This is a genomic window from Paraburkholderia sp. (assembly GCF_049581445.1).
Classification (GTDB): Bacteria; Pseudomonadota; Gammaproteobacteria; order Burkholderiales; family Burkholderiaceae; genus Paraburkholderia.
In genome coordinates, this window is record NZ_JBAURZ010000143.1 from 40,970 (window position 1) to 60,787 (window position 19,818).

The 19,818-nt window shown below is 60.9% G+C and carries 24 protein-coding genes; 12 read left to right on the forward strand and 12 right to left on the reverse strand.

Annotated features, from left to right (window positions below):
- Positions 1-2 precede the first annotated feature (2 nt).
- A complete protein-coding gene (locus WCA85_RS13440) occupies positions 3-1,061 on the reverse strand; it encodes a fatty acid desaturase (protein WP_424064576.1) in 1,059 nt (352 codons plus the stop codon).
- A gap of 283 nt (positions 1,062-1,344) precedes the next feature.
- Between WCA85_RS13440 and WCA85_RS13445 the strand changes: the two genes are divergently transcribed.
- Positions 1,345-2,367, forward strand: a complete 1,023-nt coding sequence (locus tag WCA85_RS13445; RefSeq protein ID WP_424064578.1) for a LacI family DNA-binding transcriptional regulator — start codon at positions 1,345-1,347, stop codon at positions 2,365-2,367.
- A 49-nt stretch (positions 2,368-2,416) separates the two neighbouring features.
- Positions 2,417-2,866, forward strand: a complete 450-nt coding sequence (locus WCA85_RS13450) for a DUF305 domain-containing protein (RefSeq protein WP_424064580.1) — start codon at positions 2,417-2,419, stop codon at positions 2,864-2,866.
- Positions 2,867-2,899: 33 nt separating this feature from the next.
- Here the strand turns inward: WCA85_RS13450 and WCA85_RS13455 are convergent, their stop codons facing one another.
- A complete protein-coding gene (locus tag WCA85_RS13455) occupies positions 2,900-3,211 on the reverse strand; it encodes a hypothetical protein (protein WP_424064582.1) in 312 nt (103 codons plus the stop codon).
- 330 nt (positions 3,212-3,541) lie between these two features.
- Between WCA85_RS13455 and WCA85_RS13460 the strand changes: the two genes are divergently transcribed.
- Complete coding sequence (locus WCA85_RS13460) at positions 3,542-4,165, forward strand: TetR/AcrR family transcriptional regulator (RefSeq protein ID WP_424064584.1); 624 nt, start codon at positions 3,542-3,544, stop codon at positions 4,163-4,165.
- Between the two features lie 186 nt (positions 4,166-4,351).
- Complete coding sequence (locus tag WCA85_RS13465; RefSeq protein ID WP_424064586.1) at positions 4,352-5,197, forward strand: ProQ/FINO family protein; 846 nt, start codon at positions 4,352-4,354, stop codon at positions 5,195-5,197.
- 146 nt (positions 5,198-5,343) lie between these two features.
- Here WCA85_RS13465 and WCA85_RS13470 read toward each other — a convergent pair whose 3' ends face one another.
- The gene (locus WCA85_RS13470; RefSeq protein WP_424064588.1) at positions 5,344-6,318 is read right to left on the reverse strand and encodes a lysostaphin resistance A-like protein; all 975 of its coding nucleotides are present in this window, start codon (positions 6,316-6,318) and stop codon (positions 5,344-5,346) included.
- A gap of 249 nt (positions 6,319-6,567) precedes the next feature.
- Between WCA85_RS13470 and WCA85_RS13475 the strand changes: the two genes are divergently transcribed.
- Positions 6,568-7,251: a DUF4336 domain-containing protein gene (locus WCA85_RS13475; RefSeq protein WP_424064589.1), complete on the forward strand. Its 684-nt coding sequence runs from the start codon at positions 6,568-6,570 to the stop codon at positions 7,249-7,251.
- A 10-nt stretch (positions 7,252-7,261) separates the two neighbouring features.
- Positions 7,262-7,906 (forward strand): HAD hydrolase-like protein, encoded by a 645-nt coding sequence (locus WCA85_RS13480; protein WP_424064591.1) that lies wholly within the window; start codon positions 7,262-7,264, stop codon positions 7,904-7,906.
- Between the two features lie 53 nt (positions 7,907-7,959).
- Here WCA85_RS13480 and WCA85_RS13485 read toward each other — a convergent pair whose 3' ends face one another.
- From WCA85_RS13485 to WCA85_RS13495, 3 genes are all read right to left on the reverse strand, one after another.
- Positions 7,960-9,369 (reverse strand): sugar porter family MFS transporter, encoded by a 1,410-nt coding sequence (locus tag WCA85_RS13485; protein ID WP_424064593.1) that lies wholly within the window; start codon positions 9,367-9,369, stop codon positions 7,960-7,962.
- A gap of 176 nt (positions 9,370-9,545) precedes the next feature.
- Positions 9,546-10,088: a hypothetical protein gene (locus tag WCA85_RS13490; protein ID WP_424064595.1), complete on the reverse strand. Its 543-nt coding sequence runs from the start codon at positions 10,086-10,088 to the stop codon at positions 9,546-9,548.
- Positions 10,089-10,374: 286 nt separating this feature from the next.
- Positions 10,375-11,097: a hypothetical protein gene (locus WCA85_RS13495; RefSeq protein ID WP_424064597.1), complete on the reverse strand. Its 723-nt coding sequence runs from the start codon at positions 11,095-11,097 to the stop codon at positions 10,375-10,377.
- 451 nt (positions 11,098-11,548) lie between these two features.
- On the opposite strand from WCA85_RS13495, the gene WCA85_RS13500 reads away from it, so the two are divergent.
- Positions 11,549-11,857: a high-potential iron-sulfur protein gene (locus WCA85_RS13500; protein ID WP_424064598.1), complete on the forward strand. Its 309-nt coding sequence runs from the start codon at positions 11,549-11,551 to the stop codon at positions 11,855-11,857.
- 68 nt (positions 11,858-11,925) lie between these two features.
- Here WCA85_RS13500 and WCA85_RS13505 read toward each other — a convergent pair whose 3' ends face one another.
- Entirely contained in the window at positions 11,926-12,279 is a 354-nt protein-coding gene (locus WCA85_RS13505; RefSeq protein ID WP_424064600.1) for a DOPA 4,5-dioxygenase family protein, read from the reverse strand.
- An 82-nt stretch (positions 12,280-12,361) separates the two neighbouring features.
- On the reverse strand, positions 12,362-12,529 hold the full coding sequence (locus tag WCA85_RS13510) for a glycine zipper 2TM domain-containing protein (RefSeq protein WP_424064624.1): 168 nt from the start codon (positions 12,527-12,529) through the stop codon (positions 12,362-12,364).
- A gap of 309 nt (positions 12,530-12,838) precedes the next feature.
- Between WCA85_RS13510 and WCA85_RS13515 the strand changes: the two genes are divergently transcribed.
- The 3 genes from WCA85_RS13515 (at position 12,839) to WCA85_RS13525 (ending at position 15,165) form a co-directional block, all read left to right on the forward strand.
- The gene (locus WCA85_RS13515) at positions 12,839-13,192 is read left to right on the forward strand and encodes a YciI family protein (protein WP_424064601.1); all 354 of its coding nucleotides are present in this window, start codon (positions 12,839-12,841) and stop codon (positions 13,190-13,192) included.
- A 171-nt stretch (positions 13,193-13,363) separates the two neighbouring features.
- Positions 13,364-13,777, forward strand: a complete 414-nt coding sequence (locus WCA85_RS13520) for a YciI family protein (RefSeq protein ID WP_424064603.1) — start codon at positions 13,364-13,366, stop codon at positions 13,775-13,777.
- A 113-nt stretch (positions 13,778-13,890) separates the two neighbouring features.
- Positions 13,891-15,165, forward strand: coding sequence for an RNA polymerase sigma factor (locus tag WCA85_RS13525; protein WP_424064605.1), 1,275 nt, complete (start codon positions 13,891-13,893; stop codon positions 15,163-15,165).
- Between the two features lie 52 nt (positions 15,166-15,217).
- On the opposite strand, the gene WCA85_RS13530 is transcribed toward WCA85_RS13525, so the two are convergent.
- From WCA85_RS13530 to WCA85_RS13545, 4 genes are all read right to left on the reverse strand, one after another.
- Complete coding sequence (locus WCA85_RS13530; RefSeq protein WP_424064607.1) at positions 15,218-15,811, reverse strand: DUF4337 domain-containing protein; 594 nt, start codon at positions 15,809-15,811, stop codon at positions 15,218-15,220.
- Positions 15,812-15,988: 177 nt separating this feature from the next.
- On the reverse strand, positions 15,989-16,165 hold the full coding sequence (locus WCA85_RS13535) for a DUF1427 family protein (protein ID WP_424064608.1): 177 nt from the start codon (positions 16,163-16,165) through the stop codon (positions 15,989-15,991).
- A gap of 65 nt (positions 16,166-16,230) precedes the next feature.
- Positions 16,231-17,193, reverse strand: coding sequence for a quinone oxidoreductase family protein (locus WCA85_RS13540; RefSeq protein ID WP_424064610.1), 963 nt, complete (start codon positions 17,191-17,193; stop codon positions 16,231-16,233).
- 172 nt (positions 17,194-17,365) lie between these two features.
- A complete protein-coding gene (locus tag WCA85_RS13545; protein ID WP_424064612.1) occupies positions 17,366-18,193 on the reverse strand; it encodes an AraC family transcriptional regulator in 828 nt (275 codons plus the stop codon).
- Between the two features lie 260 nt (positions 18,194-18,453).
- Here WCA85_RS13545 and WCA85_RS13550 point away from each other — a divergent pair, with 260 nt between their 5' ends.
- Entirely contained in the window at positions 18,454-18,753 is a 300-nt protein-coding gene (locus tag WCA85_RS13550; protein ID WP_424064614.1) for a YXWGXW repeat-containing protein, read from the forward strand.
- A 371-nt stretch (positions 18,754-19,124) separates the two neighbouring features.
- Positions 19,125-19,700 carry an RNA polymerase sigma factor gene (locus WCA85_RS13555; RefSeq protein ID WP_424064615.1) on the forward strand — a complete coding sequence of 192 codons (576 nt, stop codon included), beginning with the start codon at positions 19,125-19,127 and terminating at the stop codon, positions 19,698-19,700.
- Positions 19,701-19,818: the final 118 nt, after the last annotated feature.

Below are 19,818 nucleotides of genomic sequence, written 5' to 3' on the forward strand. Positions count from 1 at the left end.
AGTTAGCGTATCTGGGCCGCAAGCGGCGCGGCGGTGTCGGCTTCTGCCGTGACGGCCGGCGATTTGCCGGGGACGCACGGCGTGATCATGTATTCTCGATCGTGCCGCTGCATGCGAAAAACGTGGAGTATTTCGCCCCAGGTGCTCAGCAGACCTTCGTATGCGGGCGGCAGGTCCGCTTCGATCGCCGCGCGCAGTTTCGGCAGCGCGTGGAATGGTACGTTGGGGAACATGTGATGTTCGACGTGGTAGTTCATGTTCCAGTACAGGAACTGAAGCACGCGATTGAGTTTGATGGTCCGCGTCGAGAAGCGATGGTCGAGCTCGTTCTCACGCAAGCCAGTGTGCTGTGTGATTGCTAGCAGTTCATGCAGCCAGGCGCCGTAGGAGCGGGGCAACAGCAGAAAGATGACCGGCAACCAGCTATGAGCCACGACCGCCCAAGCGACGACGCCAACGTACAGCGCGAGGATCACCCGCGAGTTGCGGCACATGGCGCGATATTCGGTGGGCGGTACGACCGCTTTGGCACTCGTCGAGACAATGCCGAAGCTATGCAGGACGATGTTGCCCAAGTGATGAATACCGTGCGAAACACGCAAGAAATCGGTGGCGAGCTTCAGGTAGTTCGGTGGACGCTTGACCGCAATTTCGACGTCGACCGGAACTGTGGCGGTCAGATGCGTGTACGTGTGATGTTGCGCGTGTGACCAGCGGCTGTAAATCTGCTCACGCCATGTCATGAAACAGATCAACCAATGAACCGACTCGTTCAGCCATTCGGTCTTGAACGGCGTACGGTGGCGCAGCTCGTGTTCCATCGCCTCGGCGAACGCATACAGTGTTCCGTAGAGGAGAAACGCCGGGACACACCAGAGCGAGCCGAGCGACAGCCACGCGAGCGCGCCGCTTGCCACGACCAGTCCAATGAAGCCTCCGAAGCGGAGCAGCGCAGCGGAGTCGTTGCGTCGCGTGACCTCCTTGAGCACCTTCCTGTCGAGCCGGCATTTGTACCAGTCGTCCATGGTGATCGTTTTCCTGCTGTCTTGCTGTACGGACATGAAGCGCACCCTGTACGTGAGGTTGATTTGACGATGAGATGAGTCTGGTGAAGCATTGATCATCTTTGAGTTCATTTAAGGCTCGTTTTGAGCCATCGTCAAACGCTAAAACGCCTCATTATGAGCATTTAGGGTATTCCATGACGGCTCCTTCAACCAATGAAACTAGCTTCTGGTCCTTGCTGCGTCATATGCCGTTGCATCTTGTCTCAAAAGACTCAGTTTTTGAGGCAAAATGTCGAACGTGCGGTCTTGTCCGCATTTCGACCCTTGGGAATGCAAGATGAAAGGCAAGCCGACCCTCAAGCAATTGATGGAAATGACGCAGCTCAGCCGGGCGACAATCGATCGCGCGTTGAACAACCGGCCGGGGGTGCATCCACGGACGCGCAGCGCTGTCGACGCGGCATTGCGGCAACTGGATGCGGGGGCGCCGGCACGCCCGGCGCTTCCGGTTGCGCAGCGCAACTATGCGTTCAGGTTGCTGGCGCAGGCAGGGGACGCATTCACCGAAGAATTGACACGATCCGCGGTCGCCCTCGAGGCGGAATTCGCTGCGTCAGGCGTGCGGCTTGATGTCGTGAACTGTGTAGGTGCGTCGGATCAGGACGTGGCCGCGCAAGTGGGCGAGGCCGCCGACGAGATGGATGGCATCGCAATCATCTGCACGAACACGGCGGCGACCACCGCAGCGCTGCGCAAATGTATGGTGGCCGGCAAGTCAGTCGTGACGCTGATAACCGATGTCGATGCCGACGCCCGTCACACCTACGTGGGTGTCAATAACCGGGCTGCCGGACAGTCCGCGGCTTTTCTCATCGGGCGACATTTGCAGGCGCACGCTTCGCCCGACGTCGCGGTGGTCGTCGCAACGTTTTCCTATACCTGTCACGAAGATCGCGAGATCGGCTTTCGTTCTCTGATCCGGCAGCGCTTCCCGAACGTGAATCTCATCGAGGTGATCAAGGGTGCGGATTCGGGGGCTGCCACCTACGAGGCGACCCGGCGCTTTCTCGCCGAGCATGGCAAGCTCGATGGCATCTACAACGTAGCGGGTGGCAATGAAGGTCTGGCGGCAGCGCTGCGCGAATACAACCTGGCGGGCCAGACGGTCTATGTCACTCATGAAGTCAACCGCGTCACGGAACCGCTTTTGCGGGCTGACGCAATTGATTATTTGCTCACTCAGGATCTTCGGCTCATGCTGCGTACGGCGGTCGAGCACTTGCGAGGCGCATGTGAATCCCGAACCGTTCCGGCTCAGTCGATCATTCCGATCGAAACGTATTCGCGCTACTCGCTGTAAGTAATTCAACCCCCGCGCCAGAAAATCCCGTGGATAAGGAGCATCCATCATGAGTCGAGGATCACGATTGCCTGGCGCAGCGCGAGGAGGCCTGCTCATGGCGCTATGTCTCTGTTCGATGAGCACCGTCAATGCGGCAGGTCCATCTTCCGACGATGCGGCCTTCATGGCAGAGAATGACGCTGCCATGTCCAAGATGATGAAGAATATGGACGTTACACCCTCGGGCAACGTCGACGAGGATTTCGTGGCGATGATGCAGCCGCACCATCAGGCCGCCATCGAAATGGCGCAATCCGAACTGCGCTACGGACATAACGAAAAGCTTCGCCAGATTGCGCAACAGATCATCGCGCAGCAACAGCAGGAGATTGTCGCGATGCGCGAGGCGCTGAGCGCGTCCATGCCGGCTTCAACCCCTGCGGCGGATCAGCCAGAACCCGCGCGGCCCGAAGTGTCCCACAAGAATCCGAAGATGGACGGACCGCCGGGAAGCTGACCGGGACACCCTGCGGCAATGTTCGGCACGCCGTTAGTGGGTGTGCTTGCTCTGCCAGACCTTGCCAAAGTGAAGGGAAGTACCTACGCCAAGTACCAGCACGCCAGCGAGCAGCGCAAGCAGATCGGGCCCGAAGTCGATTGCGACCGGGTGACGCGACAACAGGTACAGACCCACTACGAGATTGAAAAACCCCCACAGCATGTTCACCAATGCCGGGGAGTCACCTACGCCGTGCGGTTTTGCAAACGGCGACGGAAATGGCATGCCCTGCAGACCGGCAACGAGGTGAGGGATGCAATTGCAAAGAAAAGCCCCGGCGAAAAATGCGGCGACGTAGTGCATGCAGTTGTACCTGGAAAAAGTGGTGTGAATCGGCGAAGCATCGACATAGATCGTGAAGATGTCATATGACTGAAAGAAGCCACGCGACGCGTGTGCCAGAGGACATGGAACAGTCTTCAGAAAATCGCCACAGCGCTGCCATTATGCGAGGATATCCTCGCATAAGATAGTAGAGACTACCCTCGCATTTGTCAAACACGCTCCCTGTGCTGGCTGGTGCAAGCTCGCGTCGACCCCATCGGTCTACCTCGTACAACCTTGGCCAGCGACGCGAGCGGCGCTAACATGCGAGGCACACCTCGCAAATCTCCGGTAGAAGGACGATCTGAAATGCCAGTCAAACGCGCTGCAGGCGCGCACGAACCGAAGCGGCAGCGCGGACACCTGCGCGTCGCCGCAATCATGGAAGCCGGCATCGCGGTGTTTACCGAAAAGGGCTATGACGCGGCCACCATGACCGAGATCGCGGCACGCTCAGAGACGGCGATTGGCTCGCTGTACCGCTTTTTCCCATCGAAGGAAGCGCTCGCGGATGCGTTGCTGCTCCGCTATGCGGAACACGTCACCGGTCAACTCGACGCACTCGCGCAGCGGGCGTCGTCGATGGCGCAAGACAAACTTGCCGACGAACTGGTTGATTTCATGCTGTCGCTAGAATCACAGCGCGGTTTTACCGTTGCGCTGCTCGATGCGCGTGGCGGCAGCGAGGTGAGACGAACAAGGTTTCGACAGGCCGCGCGTGAGGGCTTGGGGCGCGTTCTGCGGGCCGCGATGCCGGCCTTACCCAAAGCGAAGTCGGAGACCGTGGCAGCCGTGCTACTGCACGTACTCAAAGGCTTAAACGCCATCGACGTAGACAAAGCCGCGGCACGCCGCTTGCTTCAGGCGGAAATCCGGCTTCTGGTACGCGTTTATCTGGGGTCAGCGCAACAATCTGCGCAAGCGTCACGTTAGGAAAGCAGTTGAAGCGACATCGCTAAAGCAGCTATTGACGCAGTCCGCAACGCACCCGTGCGCGGTCCTGCGCGCGCTGCAGGCGGAAGCTCCTCGCATTGGGTCGCGTTGGCACGCGGTTACGCGCAGAGCGCTTTCCGGTTGAACTGCTACAATCCACGCATTTTCCTCGTCGTAGATTGCATCATGGGCTTTGAACAACTCGCTGCACTGAAAGAGCAACTGGCGAAACAGGCGGCTGAGAAACGCGCGGCCAAGCAGGCAAAGCAGCCGCAGCACGCCAGGCAGCCGAAGCCGGCCACGGAATCCAGGCAAACGGCGCAAGCCAGGCCGGACGGGCAAGCAAAGCAGGCCAGGCCAGACGCGCATGCCAAGCAAGCCAGGCCGGACGCGCAAGCTAAGCAAGCCAGACACGCCAGGGCAGGACGGCCCGCGCCCGGTGCAAACCAGGGTGCACCGGCGCAAAAATCGAAGCCGGTCGATCCCGTGGTGCTGTCCATCGGTAAACTGCAGAAGCGGTTCCCGAAAGCGTTCCCCAAGAATCCGGCTCCGAAGGTGCCGCTCAAGGTGGGTATTTTCAAAGACCTGCTGCTGCACGCGGAAGAACTCGGCTTGAACGAAGCAGCCCTGCGCGATGCGATCAAGGTGTGGTGCTGGGGCAGCCGCTACTGGGCTTGCGTGGTGGACAACGCGATGCGCGTCGATCTGAACGGTGAGGATGCGGGGCAGGTGCTGCCGGCGGAAGCGGCACGCGCGCGCGGCTTGCAGGCCAAGCGGCAAAAGACGAAAAATGCGGCGCAGGCCGGGGCGGCTCCGCAAGAAGGCAACGCTGCTCCGCAAGAAGGCAACGCAGTTCAGCAAGAAGGCAACGCGGCCCAGTCAGACACGCCCGTCGCACAGGACGGCAATGAGAACGGTGGTGCCGGGCAAAGCAACTCCGCGCCGCAAACTACCAATGAAGACAGCAGCGTCCAGCAAGACAACGCTGTCACGCAAGACAGCAGTACCGAGCAAGGCAACTCGGTTCAGTGAAACGGTGCTGCCGTGTAGCACGGCAGCATCGAATATCACCGCCGTTGCGCGACGCAACGGCGTTCAACCATCCCGTGTAATTTTTCTTTGCCGCTATCGCCCGGTTTTTGGAGGCTACAGCGGCATTGTTGCGTTCGGCTTTCGGATTACCGCCGCACAGGCCGCCAGGCGCCGCCGCTGAAGGCTGGCGTGCCGCGACGGCCCCACCACAGCCACATCACGAGCACCATAACCGCAATGAGCGGGAATACCAGCAGGCTCCCCTCCGGACCCGTCGTGCCGCCACTAATCAACGCGTTACCCAGCGGATGTGCGGTAAACAAACGGCCATTGACCACCATGCCGCTGTCGAACGTGCCGTAGAAGTACGATTGGCCCCAGTCCCATGCAGCGTGGAAGCCGATCGCCCAAAACAGCGAGCCGGTGTACCAAAGGCTCAGGCAGAACACCAAACCGACGGCCGCAGCAGAAAAGAGGCCGACGGGGGTCTCGCCGACGTTGGTGCCGTGCAGGGCGCCGAACGCCAGGGAGAGCAGCAAGGCGCCCCACCAGAAGCCGATACCGCGGCTAAACGTGAATTGCAGATATCCGCGTAGCGCCGACTCTTCGCATAGACCTACCATCAGAAATGCGGCTGCCCAGCCGAGTGCGTGGACCCAGGCTTGGGGGTCCGCCGGGGATGGCGCATCGAGCGTCATGGCATGCATGCTCACAAGCGAAAACACCACTGCGCTGATCGCGCCGAAGCCGCAGACGAGGCCTCCTGTAAACCGGGCGAGGCGCGCGGTTCCTTGCAAGCCGAACGAAAGCAACGAGCGCCGCTCGATCCTGGCCAGCACGGCCAGCGCGGCCAGCAGCCCGAGGAACTCGGCAAGCTCGACGTAGGAGATTAAGTTCAGCGTCAACAACGAGGTTTTATGCGGCGTAGGCCCTAGCAAATGGTGTAACAGCTTGCTAATGGCTAACACGACTGAAACCAAAATCGCGGCAAAAAGGACAATACCCCAGCCGGCTCGAATCCCGTTGCTGCCGGTGAAGACCCAGCGAAGCCCGCGTTTGTGCCGAATCGAGGGAGTCTGATTTTTCTTCTGTTCTGCTGACTGCGTGACTGAGTCGTCCAAGAAAGCCTCCGTTCCAATGGCGACAAGGAGTGGTACGTGCCGGGTTGCGCCTTTCATGCATGGCGGATAACGTGGCGTGGCCGTGCAGCGCAAGTCAGGCGCGTAACTTTAGCTTTGTTTCGTACGGCATGCCAACGTCTGTCAATATAAGGATTTGCCCGCCCCTGAAGTTGGGTGGCGGTACACGCGGAGTAGCGTGGTGGCTTTAACCTATGAGACGCGCTTCGAATCCCAAACGGGAGCAATCCTATGTCGCACTTAGAGCGCCTTGCGGAAAACATCTGGACTGTCGCAACGCCTCACTCGTTTTTGGCAATGCATCTCGGCACGCGCATGACGGTAGTTCGTCTCGCAAACGGCGGCTTGTGGTTGCATTCGCCCGTTGCGATGTCAGCGGCTGTGCGCGCCGAGTTGGACGCACTCGGTCCCATTTCGCACATCGTGTGTCCTAACCTTTATCACCACGTCTACGCGGGCGATGCTCAGGCGGCCTATCCACAAGCCATGCTGCACGGACCGCAGGCGTTGCGGCTCAAGCGCAAGGACTTGCGTCTGGACGCGGATCTCTCCGAAACACCGCACGCAGACTGGTCGGGCGAACTGGTGCCGCTTTCTATCCACGGCTGCATGCTCGCGGAAACGGTGTTTTTTCACGTGCCGAGTCGTTCTTTGATCACGTCGGATCTCGTTGAGAACTTCACGTCCTCGCCGCACTGGCCGACGCGGATGTACCTCAAGGCGTGCGGCCTGGAAGGCAAGATCACTTGGGGCCGTCCGTATCGCCTGCTATACCGTGACAGAAAAGCAGCGCGTGCCTCCATGGACCGTCTGTTGCAATGGCCCTTCGAGCGCGTGGTGGTCGCGCACGGCGATCTGATTCTGAACGATGCGCATGATTCGATCGAACGCGGTATGGCATGGCTGAAAGCATAGCGTTGGGTCCATGTCGATAAAACTTGCCATCTTCGATTTCGACGGCACCTTGGCCGATACCTTCCCGTTGTTCATCGAATCGATCAACGATCTCGCCGCGCACCATGACTTCAGACAGGTTGCGCCGCACGAGGTTGATCGTTTGCGCGGGATGGCCGCGCGCGACATTCTGCGTGACCTGCAATTGCCCATGCACCGCGTCCCTAAGGTGGTCCTCGATTTCAGGTCCATCATGCAACGGCGCTTAAGTGAAATCAGACCGTTCTCCGGCGTCGAGCATGGCTTGAAACAACTCGCGGAGCGCGGCATCGTGCTCGCGTTGGCCACGTCCAACTCGCGTGCCAATGTGGAGGCGGTGCTGGGGACGGAGTTGGTTGCCCGCTTTGCGGCGATTGAATGCAGTTCAGCCTTGTTCGGCAAAGCGCACCGGCTGCGCAAGATTCTGAAGGTGACGCGGGTTGAGAGGACGCAAGCGATCTATATCGGCGACGAGATTCGCGACGCGCATGCGGCCCGCAAGATCGGCATTGGCTTTGGTGCGGTGGCATGGGGCTATACGGAATTCGATGCGCTGCTGCGCTTGCGTCCCGAAGCCTCATTTACCGCGCCTGCCGATCTGATCGCGATAGCTCCAGACGAAAGCGGGGGACACTGAAGATCGCGTCTCCCGCATCGACAAGGTATGACTTGCAATGACGCGCTGGCGTATTACTCGCCGAGTTGTCGCAGCGGTTGACCCGCCATCAGATTGCGTTCGATCTGCTCAAGCGAAACGCCCTTGGTTTCAGGCACCAGCCAGAGTGTGAGCAACACGAACGCAGCATTCATGACCGCGTAGAGCCAGAACGTTTGTGCATGGCCAAGCGTGTTGAGCAAGGTCAGGAAGGTCGCGCCCGCAATCGTATTGGCTACCCAGTTGACGAAGGTCGATGCGGCGATACCGAAGTCACGTCCCTTGATTGGCTGGATTTCCGCGCAAAGAATCCAGATCATCGGACCGGCGGACATCGCAAAACCCGCGATGAAGATGAGCAGCATTGCGACGGCAATCATCTGGCTGGTGCCGCCCGAGATGCCCACGTGCAGCATGGCGCCGAGGGTGGCGAGCGCGAGCGCCATCACTGTAAAACCGGTGTAAAGGATCGGCTTGCGGCCCCAGCGGTCCACGAGTCCTATGGCAATAAAGGTGGCCGCTACGTTCACCGCGCCGACGATCACTGTTCCCCACAATTGATCGTGCGCGCTGCCGTAACCCGCAAGTCCAAAGATACGCGGCGCGTAATACATCACCACATTGATGCCCGTGAGTTGCTGCATAACCTGCAGCAGGACGCCAAGCCATACCGAACGTCGAAAGTTCGGATTACTGCGGAACAGGCCCCAGCCTTGAAACTCGACCTTCAGTTGATCTGCGATCTCATGCATTTCAGTTTCGACCGTCTTGCGGTCGCTGCGCAGACGGTCGAGCACTTTCTCCGCTTCATCAGTGTGGCCCTTGCTCATCAGCCAACGTGGGCTGCGCGGCAGGAACAGCAAGCCGATCAGTAGCGCGATGGCCGGGAAGGCGATCACGCCGAGCATCCAGCGCCAGTCGCCGGAGCCGCTAAAGGCCGTGTTGGAGAGGAAAGCCGCGAGGATGCCGACCGTCACCATTAACTGATGGAGCGAGATCAGCGCACCGCGCATGGTGGGCGGTGCGATTTCGGATAGATAGAGGGGCGCGGTAAACGATGCGATGCCGACTGCGATGCCGAGCAACACGCGCGCGCCGATCAACACCTCAGGGCTCCATGCAAAGGCACACAGGGCGGAAGCGCAGGCAAACAGCGCGGCGCCGATCATCAACGAAGGTTTGCGTCCGAGCGCTTTGGCCAGCCAGCCCGACCCGAGCGCGCCGAGCGCCGCGCCGACCATCATCGAACTGACGATCCATTCCTGCATCTGATCGCCGACGTGAAACTGACGCGCGATGAAGGGCAATGCGCCCGATATCACACCAATGTCGAGACCGAACAGCAGCCCAGCCAGTGCGGCGATTACGCTGGTCAGGACAACGTGAAAGCGGGTGTGCGGGTGTGCAGCATGTTTCGCTGCCAGCCCATGAGGTGTGGCGGACATAGCGCTTCCTTTTAAAAAGCCAGCGGTGCGCCAATATCGGGGTGATGTCGCTACTTTGTTATGTCATGGCGGACCGCGGCGCGGCTTGTATTGGTCTGGAGATAGCATGCGGCGTGCCCGAGCTAAAGCAGATCAGGAAAGGGGGCGACGTGATGGGTCGTGCCGCATCGATGGCCTCAGACGAGTAGCGAAATGAGTCCGCCAATTGTGATACCGGCTGCCAGCCAGCGGCCAGCGGTGTAGAACGAGTTGGTTTCCTGCTGTGTCTGATCGGGGCGCTCAAGCCCGAGCGAGCCGTAGGCAAACGATTTCAACGGCGAGACGCTGGTGGTCCCGCCTGAGACGCTGCCATCGTTGGCGGCATCATCTGCGCTGTCGGATTGATTTGTGCTGTTCGTATCGTCTGCGGTGGCGGTGGCGGTGGCGGTGGCGGTGTCAGGGTCTGTGTCCGTGTCGGTGTCGGTGTCGGTCGTGGTGTCGCCCGATGTCGTACCGGTTTGCGTCGTAGTCGAACTCGCCGCTGTGCTGCCTTGATCCCCGGCAAGCGCAGCCGTGCCTTCGGCTGAAATGTTGACGGCCGCGTCCTGACTTGGGCTTGCTCGCGAGGTGCTGGACTCGGCCGTGCCGCTGTTTGACGTCGTTACATTCGAAGCGACGCCCGTCCCCGCCTGGGCCGGTTGCGTCAGCGTGGGCGACGACGCGGCATTGCTGATTTGCATGGCAATCTTTCCTCATCCTTGTATCAGGACTACGCGACTTTGACGAAACGTCCCGGCGCTCGCCTAACCGAAGATGCAGCGCAGGGCCGCCTTCCTCGATTTGTCGTCCATTGGGAAAGCAATCTTTAGGGCTGGTAAGGCCGCGTAAGACACGTCGCCATCATTACGCTCATCGCCGTGTTTAGCGGCGGGGCACATGCGAGTTGGAGCGATCTGGCGATCTCGGCCGCCGCCAGCTTTCCGGCGTTCTTTAGGCGCCGGCGCGCTCGCTCCTGGATCGTCACGCTCAGATCGCCACATCCACCATCACGCCCACCGGCTGCCAGTTCAGGCTGCTGGCGTTGTTCGACAAACCCTCCAGTACGTCCGACAGCGTGACCGTTGCGCTGGGATCCTGATCGAGTGCGGCCACGTGGGCCTGCAGCGCATCGTTGAGGCTCGAGACGGCGCTGCCCAACGGATCTGCGTCATCCGATTCATCTTCATCCGAAGGTTCGGATACGTCGTCGAACTCGACGTCCCATTCGCCCGCGTCGCTGTCCGCATCATCGGCGCCCTGAGCTGCGTTCGATAGGTCCGCGATGCGTGAGCTGAGGTCGCGGTAGGCACCGACGCTGCTGCTCGACGAGGTTGCATCGCCAAGACTGGCTATTGCACTTGCTGATCCGCCCGAGGACGAGGCACCGCCGTTGCTCGAAGCAATCGACTGTTGCAACGCCAGCGCCTGGTAAAGCGCGGCGAGGAACTGAGCGCCTGTGGTGGTCGCGGCGCTGTCCGTGGACTTGTCCGCGCTAGAGCTGGTGTCGAGCGAGCCGGCGGGCATCGTGTAGCCAAGTTGTGAGAGCGTCTGCGACAGCGCGGCCAGCAGCGGGTCTGTACCAGCGCTCGATGTGCCGGACGAAGCGCTTGAGGCGACTGGCTTCTTCGATGACGAGTCGGCTGGCGTCGATGACGGCAGCGTAGGTATGGGCAACGACGACAACGCCATCCCAAACGATTCAGTCGACATGGTCCTTCTCCTCCAGATAAACAGGTTGGATAACAGTGGTGCGCACGCGATCGAAAGACGAACGCACTTCGGTGGCGCGAGCCTGATCGAACAGGTTATCGGTGATAACGGTGTCGGGTTTGATGGTTTGTAAGGCGGAGAAAGTGATTCGCCTTGTTGCTGTAAGACGATGTGCGTCTTGTGCGCGTGCTGACCGTTAAGTCGCTCGCGTAACTGTTTAAGGCTTACTCGCAGTTAGTGACGATCCGTAGTGCGAAATTATTTGTAGGGATTGCTATCGGTACTAAACCAACGAAGCCGAAAAGACATGAACAAGACGTATTGCGCGTGTCTCGCAGCACCTCTTGTCTATGTCTGCGATACTGCTGACATTGACGGCGGTGGTGTCTCCGTAAGCTTTTGTAACGGGCGGCCGTCCTTTGCAAACAATGCTCCTTGACAGTCCCTAGCCATGAAAACATCGCGTCGCAGCTTTATTCTTTTCAGCATTAGCGCGGCTTCGTCGCTGGCTTTGACGCGCGGTGCATCCGCCGATGCAGCACAGGTCAGCGAGACCGATCCGAAGGCGCAAGCGCTCGGCTATAAGCAGGTCGCTTCAACCGTCGACAAGACAAAATTTTCCAACTATGTCGCTGGGCAGAATTGCAGCAACTGTTCGCTGTTCCAGGGTAAGTCAACGGACGCGTGGGGCGGTTGCATGCTGTTCGGCGACAAGCAGGTGGCGGCCACTGGCTGGTGCAGTTCTTACAGCAATATGTGAAGGGTCGAAGCCGAGCCTTCGCGCGAATCGGGCTTCTTTGGCACCCTCGGCTGACACCCCAAAGGCATTCAATCGTTAAAGACTTCGAGCTTAAGTTGATGCGAGTGCCCAATCCACACAGCGGCGTCGCGGTGATCCCTGAGTTGATCGTCCGTATTGGGGTGCATGAAAACGTCCAGCGCGCCGTGATTGAGCGTGAGCCAGGCAACGATTTCAGCGAAGTGGGGCTGCTCGAACGCCAATTGATAGGACCACATGGGGTGCGGTCCAACAGGGCGTTCGTGGAAGCGACCCATCTCCATCTTGCCCGCAAAGCGCGCCTCGATCTGCTCGCGCAGAACCCAGGCGGCGTCGCGATGCCCGGCATCGAAGTACACGTGAGCGTGCCAACTCTGGATTGTCGATACGTCTGAATAGGTCATGGTCAGTATGCGTGCGAAAAGGCCATCAGCATAAGCCAGTTTGCGCGCATTCGCCTGAAACTGACCAGGTTACGCGCCCGCGCTACTTGCCGAGTTCGTAACCCACCACACCACCTACCACCGCGCCGCCCACGGTGCCGGCCGTGCTGTGATTCGTCGCCTCATTGCCGACGACGCCGCCTGCTGCCGCGCCGCCGACCGTGCAACCCGTCGCCAGCGATGCCAGAACGCTTAGCGTGACGACGCCCATCCACCTGAATCGGCTGTTCATTTTTTGCCTCCACTATCCTGCGAGATACCCTCCACGAAGCAATTCACGTGCCGTCAACCGATGCGGCGGCGCAGCAGCGTATCGGCCTGTTTTGTTCTGTAGTAGCTGAACTCGCGTAGCGCTTGCGAACTTCATCCTGCCGGTTTGCGTTGAGCACGACGTGCTTGCTAGACTGCCTTTCTCAAAGCTTGCCTAGTCCTGCGGACCGGACGCCTGTCCCGTCTCTTCGCATGGTTCCACCGCGCCTGCCGTTACCGCTAGTGGCCTGGCGATCTACTGGAGTTCTCTATGGCTTATCTGTTGCTCGTGATCGAACCCATGAATCAACGTGGCGAACGCACCGACGATGAAGGACGGGCGCGCTTCGAAGAAATGGCCAACTATGCCGAGGGCCTGAAGGAGCGCGGGATACTGCTTGCCTGCGAATCGCTGAAGTCACCGAACGACGGTGTGCGGGTGGAAGTGCGTCATGGCGAGCGCCGTCTGCTCGACGGACCGTTTGCGGAAGCGAAGGAAATGGTGGGTGGCTTTCTGCTGGTGAACTGCGATACCCGCGAGGAAGCGATCGCTATTGCTACCGCATGTCCGGCCGCCCGGTGGTGCTCGATTGAAGTGCGCGAAATCGGGCCGTGCTATCAGTGATGAAGCAATGACCCGACGATTCGGGGCCATGGATCTGTCGCCGATGCGTTCCAGGGTTTTCCCTCGTCAGAGGTTTGTGGTGTCGATTTGTGAATGTGTCGCTCGTCGTGTACATGAAAGCCAGGACGAAACGGCCCCATCAACTCAACGAAGAAAAAAGGAGCAACAGCGATGCGATTCATGATCATAGTCAAGGCGACGGCGCTGAGCGAGTCCGGCGCCATGCCGGAAGAGTCCCTAATGGCAGCGATGGGAACCTATCACGAGGAATTGGCGAAGGCCGGCGTGTTGCTCGATGCAACCGGCTTGCAGCCGAGTTCGAAGGGTTGGCGCATTCGCTATTCGGAGGGGCAGCGCACGGTGATCGACGGACCGTTCGCTGAAACGAAGGAGCTGATTGCCGGTTACACGCTGATTCAGGTTCGCTCGCGCGAAGAAGCGATGGAATGGGCACGACGCTTTCCTGCGCCGTTCGGCGAGCAGGCCGATGGTGAAATCGAAGTGCGCCAGCTGTTCGAGCTGGACGACTTCGAGCCAGGCCCAGAGGTAGAGCGGTTTCGCGAACTGGACGCAGCGAAACGTTAAAGCGCTCAAGGAGACCACGGTATGCACGAGCAAATCGACGCGAAGCTCATCGTCCGTGATTCGAGACCGACACGCTCAACGGCGTCCTCGCGCGAACCGGAACTGGGGCGCTCTTGACGTCAGCCGCTACCCACCGCGCGATTGAAGCCGTCTGGCGCATCGAGTCCGCGAAGGTCATTGCGTGCGTTACGCGCATGGTGCGCGACGTGGGTGTCGCACAGGAGCTTGCGCAAGACGCGCTGGTAGCGGCGCTAGAGCATTGGCCCGACGCTGGCGTGCCCGACAACCCGGGAGCCTGGTTGATGGCAGCGGCCAAAAACCGCGCGCTCGACCGCTTGCGCCAGGAAGTGCTGCATGCGCGCAAGCGCGAGGAGCTCGGCCGCGATCTGGATGCGCAGGAGGCTCACCTTGTGCCGGATTTCGTCGATGCACTGGATGCCGCTCGCGAAGACGATATCGGCGACGACCTGCTGCGGCTCGTCTTTACCGCGTGTCATCCGGTGTTATCCACCGACGCCCGCGTTGCTCTCACGCTCCGTCTGCTGGGTGGTTTGACGACCGACGAAATTGCGCGTGCGTTTCTGGTGGCCGAGTCGACCATCGCGCAACGCATCGTGCGGGCCAAACGTACGCTAAGTGCCGCCAAGGTCCCGTTCGAGGTGCCGCGTGCGGAAGCACGCGCGCCACGGCTTGCCTCGGTGCTGCAAGTGATTTATCTGATCTTCAACGAAGGCTATTCCGCCACCGCCGGGGATGACTGGATGCGTCCCGCACTCTGCGAAGAAGCGCTCCGGCTGGGCCGCGTGGTCGCGGGACTCGTGCCTGAAGAAAGCGAGGTGCATGGACTCGTCGCACTGATGGAAATCCAGGCATCGCGCCTGCACGCGCGCACTGACGCACAAGGGCGCCCGGTGCTACTTCTCGATCAGGACCGCAGCCGTTGGGATACGCTGTTGATCCGGCGCGGCTTCGCGGCGCTCGAACGTGCGCAAACGCTTGGCGGGGCAAGTGGGCCGTATGCGCTGCAAGCGGCGCTGGCGGCGTGTCATGCACGGGCTCACACTGCTGAGCAGACCGACTGGGTGCAGATCGTCGCACTCTACGACACCCTGGCTCAGGTGAGCCCGTCGCCGGTTGTGGAGTTGAACCGCGCGGTGGCGGTTGGCATGGCGTCCGGTCCGGCCGCGGCGTTACAGATCATCGACACGCTCGTCACCGATACGACGCTGGCGCATTACCACTGGTTGCCGAGTGTGCGCGGCGACCTATTAGCGAAGCTCGGACGCATGGACGAAGCGCGGGCCGAGTTCGAACGCGCCGCGGGCATGACCCGTAACGCGCGCGAACGTGAGTTACTGTTGGAGCGGGCGCGCGCGAGCGTCGCTTGAAGGGCCGTTAGATACCCGGCGACACTGCCGCTGACACTGAGATGGGCCGACGTCACAAAGACAGAAACGCCATCCCCCCAAACACAATGCCCGCCGCCGCCACGCCCAGCGACAGATTGCGCAGCCATTTCTTGCGCGTCAGCAACGTGATCGCAGTCAGTGCGATGGAGATCTGGATCAGCGTCGTGGCCTGGGCCCAGCGGTGATGGCCGTGTAGCAGTTTTTCGCTTTGCGCGTCGTTATCGGCGACCTGTTTTTCGATCGCTTCCGCATTGGCGCGAATCGGCTCTTTCTGCTGCTTGTATTTTTCGACGTCGGCGGCGAATTTGGCGTGCGCGTCGCTACCTGGGGTCGACAACGCCGCGCCAAGCTCAGCGAGATTTTCCTTTTCGCCCTTGGCCTGGTAGTACGACCATTGATTGGCGGCCTCGGTCTTCTTGATGGCGGCTTCGTTTTTGTAATAGAGCGCCAGATTTTCGCTGGTGCCGCTCTGGTACGCGTAGATCGCGCCGATGGTCGCAAGGATCGCGGTCATTACCGCCATGCGGCTGGCGAACGGATCCTCATCGTGATGGGCGCCATGCGCAACGCCCACGTGTTCAACCGCGTGATCGTGCAGACCATGCACTTCAAATTCATCTGACATGCAACACTCCGGAGCAAACTGGGTATTTGTTCTGAGCAGATCACAAGGCGGAAGGCGAGTTGCAATGCAGGCGTTGCCAGCCAGTCGCACGTCCGGGGTTCAATCCGCAGCCCCGAAGCGTATCAGACCGTCGGTACTCAGGTAACGAGTTGCCGGGAAAGTCCGGCCATGCAGCGGTCAGTTGACGCTAAACCCGAACAGCGAGCGCACGAGCGGAATCAGATGCTCACCGCCCAGCATGCCAAGCAGCCCGACCAGCGCAATGGTGGGCGGCGCCGGAGACTTCACGTTGACCACGTTGTAGAACAAGCCGACCACGAGGCCCACCAGCAAGGAGACTATGTACGCTTTCATGATTGTTGTACCCATCGAGCGCGGCGGGTCGCGTCCATTGCATGACCTGCCGCGCGAATCGGATGTCACATCGTAATGACGACGCGTCCACGTGTGCCTGAGGCGACGGCCTGATACGCGTCGCGCGCCTGCTCCAGTGCGAAGGTTTGCGCAATCACGGGTGGCTGAAGAGCGCCGCTTTCGAAGCCTTCGACGAGCGCCCGCATCAGCGGCGCCGAATCGGCCACGCCGAGCTTCACGCTATCCACGCCGAGCAACTGGGTCTCGTTGTGATAGAAGTCGATCAGATCGAATTCGACGCGGCGCTTGCCGGTCGCGCTGATCTCGATCACCCTGCCGCGACGTTTGACGAGACTGAGCGTGGCTTCGAAGGCGATGCCACCAACCGAGTCGTACACCACGTCGACCCCTTCACCGCTCAGCGACTTGACGCGCTCGGTGACGTGCTCGTCGAGCATCACGAACTCGTCCGCCAACCGCCCCGCGGGCGAATCCGGTTGCAACGGCTGGCGGTCGACCCCGATAACGCGGCAACCGCGAGCCTTGGCGATCTGCACGACCGCGCCGCCTACGCCGCCGCCTGCACCGATAACTGCGATGGTTTCGCCCGCTTTCAATTGCGCGTATTCCACGGTGCCCAGCCAGGCCACCACGAAATTGACGCCGATGGCCGAGGCCTGCTCGTGGCTCAGGGTGGAGGGTTTGCGGGAGAGCGCTCCGACGGGAATCTTGAGGAATTGCGCATGCGTGCCGTCGCGGGTGAAGCCGATATCGCCGCCTGTCCCCCAAACCTCGGCGCCGAGCCATTCAGCCGGACCTTCCACGATCACGCCGCTGAAGTCCCGGCCCGGCGTGCGCGGCAGTACCGTGTGTTCGAACTGCCCGGAGACGTTCTTGACGTCGCTGGGGTTCACCGAGGCGCTTTTGACCTGCACGATCGCGCTTTGCGCATCGGCGGAGGGGGTGGGCACGTCGACGTATTCGAGTACGTCGGGGCTGCCAAAGGTCTTGAACTGGATGGCTTTCATCGACAACGCTCCTGATCGGTAATGAACCGGCTGCGTGGTGCAGCGATGAAGTCATTCTAAATGGCCGGAAGGGCGTTGTTGAGACAGGGAGTTTCGAATTTCGGACAACGAGTGACGTGTGACCATGCGGGCACCCCCCAGATTCTGCAAGCGCGTGAAGTTAATTTCCGCGTTACGAGTGCTGGACCCGCGCGCTGTCTGGTTGGCGCCCGTCAAGCGTCTCCTGCGGATCAAACCCGGTGGGCGAAGCGCCCAATTCACGGCGGAACATATCGCTGAAGCTGCTCGGCAAATAGCCGAGCGAACGCGCGATGCTGCTGACCGAGCGACCCTCGGCCAGACCGGACACGGCGACTGCCAGTTGCACCTGACGCCGCCATTCAGAAAAGCCGATTCCCAACTCGCGCGTGAACAGGCGCGCGAGGGTACGCACGCTCGCGCCGACCGACGCCGCATGCTGCTCGAAACTGATCTCAATCGACGGGTTGTCGATGACCGCTCTGCACAACGCGTCGAGTCTGCGATCCGACGCTTCCGACGTATCCGGCAGCGGAATACGCAAAGACGAGCGGGGCGCACACGCCAGTTCCAGCATCGCCAGCTTGTAGGCGGTCTCCAGATAAGCGGCGTCGCGGGTATCGCTGCGTTCGTGCTCGGCGATCGTGGTGATGAGCTCGCGCAGCAGGCCGTTGACTTCGAACACGTCGCTTTGCTGGCTGAGATGCAGCACGTTGCGCTGATGCAGGTAGAGATTACGCATCTCGACCTGGCTCATCATATGAATGGAGTGAACCGCGCCCGCCGGCAGCCATACGGCGCGCTGCGGCGGCACCACCAGCGCCTCGCGGCCGACCTCGACCCACATCACCCCGGCGACGGCATATAGCACCTGAGCCCATGTGTGCGAGTGCGGTTCGATGTGCATTCCGCGCGGATAGTGCCGCGCCAGCGAACGGGCGTCGTCGTGTTCTGGCAATTCGGGCGGGACGGCTTTCGGCACGGCGTGTCTGGATGTTCAGTACGGTTCGAAGGCGCCGCGCGCGGGGCGACCGTTAGCGGCGGGTAGCGTCAGATAGGACACAGGATAGCGCGAGCCAGGCCGTGTCGTGTGAACCGCACTTCACCGCACTTCACCGCCCGCGCCACGGCCTCATGCGCCCAGGCAAAAAGCTTCAAATAATCCGCGACGGATTTTCCCGGCTGCCGCGTTTAAGAACAAACGGAGCTAATCCGGTTTCCTTGAACCCTTGGGAGAGTTACATGAAAAACACCACCCTTGCACGCCTGCTAGCCGCAGCTACGCTATCGCTCGCCGCGACCGCCAGCTTCGCTCAAGAAGTCATTATCGCGCCGGCAGCACCGCCGCCGCCGCGCGTCGAAGTCATGCCGGCCCCTCGTGATGGCTATGTGTGGGACCACGGCCACTGGCGCTGGAACCATGGTCAGTATGTATGGGCGCCAGGTCACTGGCAGCCCGTGCGCGTGGGCTATCACTGGGTGCCGGGACATTGGGCCGAGCGCGGACCGCACTGGCGCTGGATTGAAGGCCACTGGGCCTAACCCTTCAGCCGTCGTCTGAAGGCTGAAGGCTGAAGGCTGAAGGCTCTGGTACGGGCCTCGTGCGCACTTCGCGCTGCTAGCGCAGGCGTGCGGCCGTCCGTCATATCCAACACAAGGCGGATTGCGATGAAAACCCTTTTGATTCTCGTGCTGGCGGCGACGACGCTGACCGGTTGCATTGTTGAGCCTGCGCGGCCGGCGTATTACCATCCGGCGGTCGTCGTATATTGATCTGATCTACGGCCGCCCATAGCCACAATATCAAACAAGCGTGAGACGCACCTCAGGGAGCAACGGCAAGTGAGAAACGCGGGTGTCGCGAGACGACTGATCCGGGCGCAGGGGCGCCCGCCGCGCGTGCTGCGAGGGTTTTGGGGCTGCGCCCTTTGAACGAGCGCGACCCCGACGCCGAACTTGTCGCACGGGTAGGCGAGCAGGACCCGGCGGCGGTGCGCACGCTTGTGTCGCGCAAGCTGCCGCGTCTGCTCGCGCTCGCTACGCGCATGTTGGGAGACCGTATGGAAGCGGAAGACGTCGCACAGGAGACCTTCGTGCGTATCTGGAAACAGGCGCCGCACTGGAAAGAGGGCGAGGCCCGCTTCGACTCGTGGATCCATCGCGTGGCGTTGAATCTCTGTTACGACCGCCTGCGTGGACGGCGCGAAGATCCAGTGGCGGAGTTACCCGACGAGGCCGATCCGCAACCCTTACCCGATCTGCAGATCGACGCGCGCGTGCGCGACGAACGCGTGCGCGCGGCGCTCGCCGCGTTGCCGGCGAGGCAGCGTGAGGCGCTGGTACTCAATTACTATCAGGAGCTATCGAATATCGAGGCGGCAGCCTTGATGGGCATCACTGTGGATGCCCTCGAAAGCCTGCTCGCGCGCGCTCGCCGGAACTTGCGCGCACAACTGGCCGGCAGCGGTTTTAGCAAGGACACACCATGACACCCGAGAGATTCCAGACCATCGTCGCTGCCTATGGCGCCGATCCGCGCCGCTGGCCGAACGAAGAACGCGCGGCCGCGCAAGCGTGGGCCGAGCTACACCCGGGTGAGGCGGATGC